This is a genomic window from Microbulbifer sp. TYP-18, assembly GCF_040932045.1.
Classification (GTDB): Bacteria; Pseudomonadota; Gammaproteobacteria; order Pseudomonadales; family Cellvibrionaceae; genus Microbulbifer.
In genome coordinates this window covers 1-6,014 of the sequence record NZ_JBFRBC010000052.1, presented here as the reverse complement: position 1 = coordinate 6,014, position 6,014 = coordinate 1, and the positions used below count along the sequence as shown (strand labels likewise).

Here is a 6,014-nt window from a genome sequence, read left to right as displayed (position 1 = left end):
GGTCGTGTCGTGCCTGATCTCCCCCCCGAGCGCTGTACTCAGCTCCATCCTGTGGGTGGATTGCTTGGTGCCGGTCTTTCCCGGCTGTCAGCGGTCTTTCCCGCCGTCCGCTACCGCAGGCTGATCGCATCGCTCCTTATGGGCTACCCGAGAGGATTCAGAACTCCCGCACCAAATGTCGGGGCGAGCTTCCTCCAAACTAACCTCCCCCCCAGTTTCCAAGACAAACTTCTTAGCCAGACTTGGGCCAAGGCGGCGGTATCCGCTTCTTATCAGGTTCAGATACCCGAGAGTCGTACCAATCTTCTTTGCGAAGCTCGCCCGCTCCCGCTGGCTCATCGACTTGAGATATTCACTTGGGTTCATGGAGGAAATGTATCCCAATGATACACTTTTAGCAACATTTGATAATTTTTTGATGTAGATAACTACGCCATGATGAATCATTTTGGCCAGTTGATCACATTTGGGGGGTTTACCAGAATGGCGTGGTTTCTAAATATGCTCTACAGGCGAACACGCATGGAAGTTGGCGATATCCGGCTCGAGAACGCCAGGCAGTTGTCCAAGACGTTTAACAATCTCAGAGAGTTCTCGGAAGCCCTGGGTATGGCTTCCTCACAGCTCTCCCAGCTAATTGGCCCTAACCCCCGGCGCCGGATTGGAGCAACCGTTGCTCGACGTATAGAAGAAGCCTGCAATAAGGAAAAAGGCTGGCTCGACGTTATGCACAGCAATGAAGCCAGCACGGTTACGACTGGCAACGGTATAAACATTGATCTGCTTGTCGCCTGTATCAGTGCTGTAGAGAAAAAAATAGAGGACCTTGGCATCAAAAAGATGCCCACAGACGCGCGCGCGCGAGCTATCGCCACTGTCTACGCATACACAGAACAGGCAAACACTACAGAGGTTGTAGATCCAGCTTTTGCAATTCGCATGATTTATCAGGGAGAGTAGAAAACTCCCACTCCAGACAAAACTCCTCTTGAGCAATTTTGCTACAAAGTGGAAGCTTCGCGCACTGACCACATTGAAAGCCCGCTCTATTGAGCCCCGCCCTGATCGCCGCTGTAACCAACCAACTAGAGATTAGCGGCTGCTCTGGTCTCCTCACTACACGATTCATGCCATACCCCCCTCCCTAGGATTTGGAGTAACTACAGGAAATTATGATCCCGAAGCAAGAGGAAAAGCGGGCACAAGCGTACATCTTTATGATTAATACTGACCAATTCTTGCAAACTGTGGCATCGGGATGGCCCCTAGCCTACAAGCTGAACCAGATGCGCATGCCGCCATTATTCGGGGATAGCCCATATATTTCCAAGCTGCAAACTAAAGAATTTCCCGCCAAAAGATAAAATAATTTACCAATTCTCTTGCTTAAATGTATCATTATGATACATTTATCTGGCGCTCTAAATGAGGACCAGATAATGCACGTCAAAAGCAAAAACTCGGTTGCCGCAAGTAGAGACTCTTTTAGAAGGTTTGAGCGTCAAAAAGAGTCTCAAATAGGCTCGTCTATATCCAGCACAATTCTGACAAACGGTTGTATCCGCCTCGACAGTATCCCTCGCCAGACTGAACCCGGCCTGAAGCAATCTCAGGGGGTAGCGCAATGATGAACTTCGCCACCAGCTCAGCCAGGCCAGTAGAGGAAGCCCTGCCCGACTACGAGTGTCACCAGGACAACCAGCGGGAAATCACTCAAAAGGACATCGAGGCAGTCGCCGAATTCATTGAGTATCGCTTATTAAAAGAGCGCGGCGTTTTGAGCAAAGCTGCCGTGCACGCTCGCGAATTGTTCGCCGATGCAATGGCAGACCAAATCGACAGCCTGGCCGGGAACTCCGACAGCACCGGCCCTGAACACATCGGTTTGCTTGCAATACACGACGCTGTAGAGGCTGGATTCGAGATCCAAGAGGCAGCCCGCAACGCCATCGCACACATTGCCGAGGAGCACTTTGAGGAGTTCTCAGCCGAGGCCCGCTGCTGGGGTTGGCTGGAATGAGCAAGAAGCTATCCGACCGCCGAATTATCCGGTTCATAAAGTGGTTGACAGCCCAGGGGGCTGAAATGCTGCCAACGACGAATGAGCTTGAAGTAATTCGTTTCCGATGCGCTCAAGGTGTTGGCGTCCTCTATCGAAACACCAAAAACAAAAATATCTACAACAGCGGCCCAATCGTTACGGAAGCACTAAACGCCTATTTAAACGGCAACAAGTGGGCAGGAAAAGGAAAGCCAACGAAGCGGACCTATTGCAATAGGCGCAAGCAACAGCTCCTGAACCGAGACGGTGATGAGTGCTTCTACTGTGGACAGCCACTTGGCCGCGATGTCACTGAGGAACATCTGGTTGCACTCAATCAGGGCGGCCCGAACCGATTAGAGAATCTGGTGCTGGCTCACAAGCCCTGCAATCTCAAAGCCGGAAATCTGCCCGTGATGGAGAAGGTACGGCTGCGCGAAGCAATGCGAGCGGAGGTGGCTGAACAATGAAATCCATACGACTCAACCTCGATACAGCCAGCATTAGCGCCACCGTGGTCGCCGCCAGCCGTCGGGCCAGCTACCTGTTTCCTGACCTGAAAGTAACCGTGGTTCGCGCTTGTGACATGGACTGGTGGGAAGAGGTCTGCAAAGCCGTTCGCGAGCGCTGCCGTCAGTCCTATCAGCGCTGGGGTCACTGTGAAAACCCCTACCCGGTCGGCGATCTTTGCCGTGGCATCTGGGTGGATGAAAGCGAGGTCATCTTAAACGAGTCGCAGCAGGAAGTGGCTAAACGCAAAATCAACTGGGAGTGTGAAGACCGTTATGTCTGAACAACCAATCAATTCAATTACCAATCCCGACGACTTCTTGCGCGGCCAGGAATCCTGCCAGACCGGCCTGCCCTCTCCATTGAACGAGACCGAGGATTTCGAGCGGGGCTACGCCGCCCAATATGCGCAAGAACAGATGCTAACCGAAAGGAGCGAACAATGAGTATCCCTGTCATGGTGTTGGGTGAATCCGGTACGGGCAAAAGCGCCTCCCTGCGCAATCTGGACCCGAACAGGACCCTCCTTATTCAAACCATCAAGAAGCCTCTACCGTTTCGCTCAAGAGGGTGGAAACCCGCTGTTACCGACAGTTGGGAGCGGATCATTAGTGGTATTCGCAAGGCAGAAGAGCTCGGGAAGGAAATCGTTGTGATTGACGACTTCCAGTACCTGTTAGCCAACGAGTTTATGCGTCGCTCCCAGGAAAAGGGATTCGACAAGTTTACCGAGATCGGTCATCACGCCTGGTCAGTGATGATGGCCGCGCAACAGGCTGCAGAGCATGTGCGAGTCTATTTGCTCAGTCACACCCAAACCGACGACTTCGGCAACACCAAAGCCAAAACAATCGGCAAGCTGCTGGATGAAAAAATCACGGTAGAGGGGTTGTTTACCATCGTACTGCGCACAATAGTGAGCGACCAAGGCTACCACTTCTCCACCCAGAACAACGGAGCCGATACGGTTAAAACCCCTATCGGCCTGTTCGATCAAAACCGTATCGACAACGACCTCGCCTTAGTAGATAGCGCCATCTGTAGCTACTACGGCATCAATCAGCCCGCGGAGGAGAAAGCAGCGTGAACGCATATAACTATCAACTCAACGCCAATGATGCCCGAGAGGGCTCTGGAGGTGGAAATCACCGTATCCATGAATCAGGTGCCTATATCGGTGTTCTGACCAAGGCAAAGCATATTGTCGCCACCACAGGTGCTGTGGGTGTTGAATGCGAATTTGAGAGTAAGGCCGGGGAGCAGGCGCGCTTCACCCTATACACCCATAACAAGAGCGGTGAGGTCATTTACGGCTGCAAACAGCTGCAGGCACTTATGGCGGTCCTCAAGCTGCGCGATATTCGGCCGCAGCTGGCCACTATTGAGGAATACGATTTTGATACCCGTCAAGTGGCCAAGGTTCAAGCGGAAATATTCCCAGACTTGATGAATAGACCTGTCGGAATCGTGTTCCAGATAGAAGAGTATTTGAATGGCTCTGGTGAGGTAAAACAGCGTCCTAACTTCTACGCCCCATACAACGCCGAGACCAGTCAACTTGCTATTGAGCTGCTGGACCAGGAGCCGGCAAAAAAACTGGAGAAAATCCTTCAGAACTTGCAGGACAAAAAGCTACCAGCGCAAACCCGACCTCCAGCGACAAGTATTGGTAGCGGCAATATCAAGGCTCCCGGCGCTCATAAAATTCCGGATTTTGACGACGACATTCCATTCTAGCACCAGGAAACCACTGGTTAAGGATAAGACTATGAACCTCTATCAAATCGCCGAAGAGCACCGTCAAGCATTGGACCTGCTAAATAGCATGGAAGACCTCGACCAGCAAATCATTGAAGACTCAATGTCTGCCCTCAATGATCAACTCGAAAACAAAGTAATTAATTGCGCAAAGTACCTCAAGGGTATTGAAGCCGAAGCCAATGCGATCAAGGAAGCAGAGCGAGGTATGGCTGTCCGCCGTCGAGCACTGGAGAACCGTGCGGCCAGTTTCAAAGAGTACATTCGCTCGGCCATGGTCCGTTGTGAACTAATGGCGGTGAAGGATGCCGAGCTGCCTGTAAAACTGACAAAGCCACAGAAAATCGTAGTGATTGACGAAGAATCCTCTCTAAGCGATGAATTCGTAAAGGTGGAGCGTAAGCCAATTAAAACCGAAATCAAAAAGGCACTGCAATCCGGTCAACTGGTAGCGGGTGCTCATCTTGAAGAGGGCCAATACGGTCTAAGAATTGGTTAACCAGCGCCCCGGCACCTTTAACCATCAGTAGTTATATGGCAGTCGAAATTTAAATTAAGGAGAAATACATGTACGTTCATATACGAAGCGAACCAGGACTTTGGACCGTTGGATTCTATAAACCAGATGGTCAGTGGGAGCCGGATTCGGATCACTCAAGCATTGAAGATGCAGCCAATCGGGTTTTCCAGTTGAATGGCGGTTTTACTGAGAAACAAGACCAGCCAGAAATCAAACACTACTACCTGCAACTTGACAATAACCCATTGTTTGTTAGTGGGCCAGAAACAGCGATTATCATCCTTGGCTATACCCCAACATATGACGATAACAGCTTGCGCCTCATTTTGAAGGGGGACCATTACAAGAAATTAGCCAAGCGGCGGGACAATGGCGGATTTGCAGCCTGCCTCGCATATTTTGAAGAACACCTTGACCAAGCCTCGCCTTACAGTGAACACCATATCCCTGCCAACAGAAAAATAATCACCAGAGTAAAAGACGATTTTGGATCACGGTAGTGGTAATCCCTTTTATCCAGCGCCCCGGCGCAATCAGTCAGTAGTAACCGTTAGGGCCGCCAGTACGGGGCCTGCTTTAAGGGAGTTAATGCTATGACCGCATGCCTAATCTGCCACCATGCGCTCACTGACCCACGGTCATTGGCACGCGGAATGGGACCAATCTGCTACGCAAAGCACGGGGCTCAGGGCGATCTGTTTCTGCCTGGAGCGCCTATTTATGATTTTTATCTACGCGAAGTTACCGGGCAATCCGTACTTTGCATTGTCGATTTGTATGACGAAAGGCACCCTACCGTAACCGTCACCAACGGTGCAGAACTGGTACTGAAGCAGATAGCCGACCAGATTGGTTCCCTGCCGGAACGAATTATCTATCGAGACAGCGAAGGAGAGTGGGACCAGTTGAAGGCCAAAAGCGATGGCTCTTTTAAGGGGTTTGCACCGCTACCAAACTCTGCTGGACGGCGTATTACTGAAGAGCACCAAGCCTTGCAGTGTTTCCAGGATTCAAGAGGTGGGTAATACACGAGATACAGCAGTGTATGCAGTGGTACCGCAGTACATAGGCAACGAGTGATGGCAGCTTATTACAACGAGATTGATCCATTTGCGGCCCAGTGGTTAAGAGAACTGATTTCAGCCGGTCACATAGCGCCAGGCGATGTCGACGAGAGGAGCATTG

General features: G+C 51.1%; 10 protein-coding genes. All 10 read left to right on the top strand.

Going from position 1 to position 6,014, the window contains the following annotated elements; genetic code table 11:
• Window positions 1-522: 522 nt before the first annotated feature.
• The 10 genes from ABVT36_RS18520 (at window position 523) to ABVT36_RS18475 (ending at window position 5,854) form a co-directional block, all read left to right on the top strand.
• On the top strand, window positions 523-960 hold the full coding sequence (locus ABVT36_RS18520) for a hypothetical protein (protein ID WP_368457887.1): 438 nt from the start codon (window positions 523-525) through the stop codon (window positions 958-960).
• A 664-nt stretch (window positions 961-1,624) separates the two neighbouring features.
• Window positions 1,625-2,020: a hypothetical protein gene (locus tag ABVT36_RS18515; RefSeq protein ID WP_368457886.1), complete on the top strand. Its 396-nt coding sequence runs from the start codon at window positions 1,625-1,627 to the stop codon at window positions 2,018-2,020.
• Window positions 2,017-2,511 carry an HNH endonuclease gene (locus ABVT36_RS18510; protein WP_368457885.1) on the top strand — a complete coding sequence of 165 codons (495 nt, stop codon included), beginning with the start codon at window positions 2,017-2,019 and terminating at the stop codon, window positions 2,509-2,511. The genes ABVT36_RS18515 and ABVT36_RS18510 overlap by 4 nt, the downstream gene beginning before the upstream one ends.
• Entirely contained in the window at window positions 2,508-2,834 is a 327-nt protein-coding gene (locus tag ABVT36_RS18505) for a hypothetical protein (protein WP_368457884.1), read from the top strand. Before ABVT36_RS18510 ends, ABVT36_RS18505 begins: the two co-directional genes overlap by 4 nt.
• Window positions 2,827-2,997, top strand: a complete 171-nt coding sequence (locus ABVT36_RS18500) for a hypothetical protein (protein ID WP_368457883.1) — start codon at window positions 2,827-2,829, stop codon at window positions 2,995-2,997. The genes ABVT36_RS18505 and ABVT36_RS18500 overlap by 8 nt, the downstream gene beginning before the upstream one ends.
• Entirely contained in the window at window positions 2,994-3,638 is a 645-nt protein-coding gene (locus ABVT36_RS18495; protein ID WP_368457882.1) for an AAA family ATPase, read from the top strand. Before ABVT36_RS18500 ends, ABVT36_RS18495 begins: the two co-directional genes overlap by 4 nt.
• Window positions 3,635-4,288, top strand: coding sequence for a hypothetical protein (locus tag ABVT36_RS18490; protein ID WP_368457881.1), 654 nt, complete (start codon window positions 3,635-3,637; stop codon window positions 4,286-4,288). Before ABVT36_RS18495 ends, ABVT36_RS18490 begins: the two co-directional genes overlap by 4 nt.
• Window positions 4,289-4,319: 31 nt before the next feature.
• Window positions 4,320-4,808, top strand: coding sequence for a siphovirus Gp157 family protein (locus tag ABVT36_RS18485; RefSeq protein WP_368457880.1), 489 nt, complete (start codon window positions 4,320-4,322; stop codon window positions 4,806-4,808).
• A 68-nt stretch (window positions 4,809-4,876) separates the two neighbouring features.
• Window positions 4,877-5,329 (top strand): hypothetical protein, encoded by a 453-nt coding sequence (locus ABVT36_RS18480; protein ID WP_368457879.1) that lies wholly within the window; start codon window positions 4,877-4,879, stop codon window positions 5,327-5,329.
• 93 nt (window positions 5,330-5,422) lie between these two features.
• Window positions 5,423-5,854, top strand: coding sequence for a DUF6011 domain-containing protein (locus ABVT36_RS18475; RefSeq protein ID WP_368457878.1), 432 nt, complete (start codon window positions 5,423-5,425; stop codon window positions 5,852-5,854).
• The last annotated feature ends 160 nt before the right edge of the window (window positions 5,855-6,014 follow it).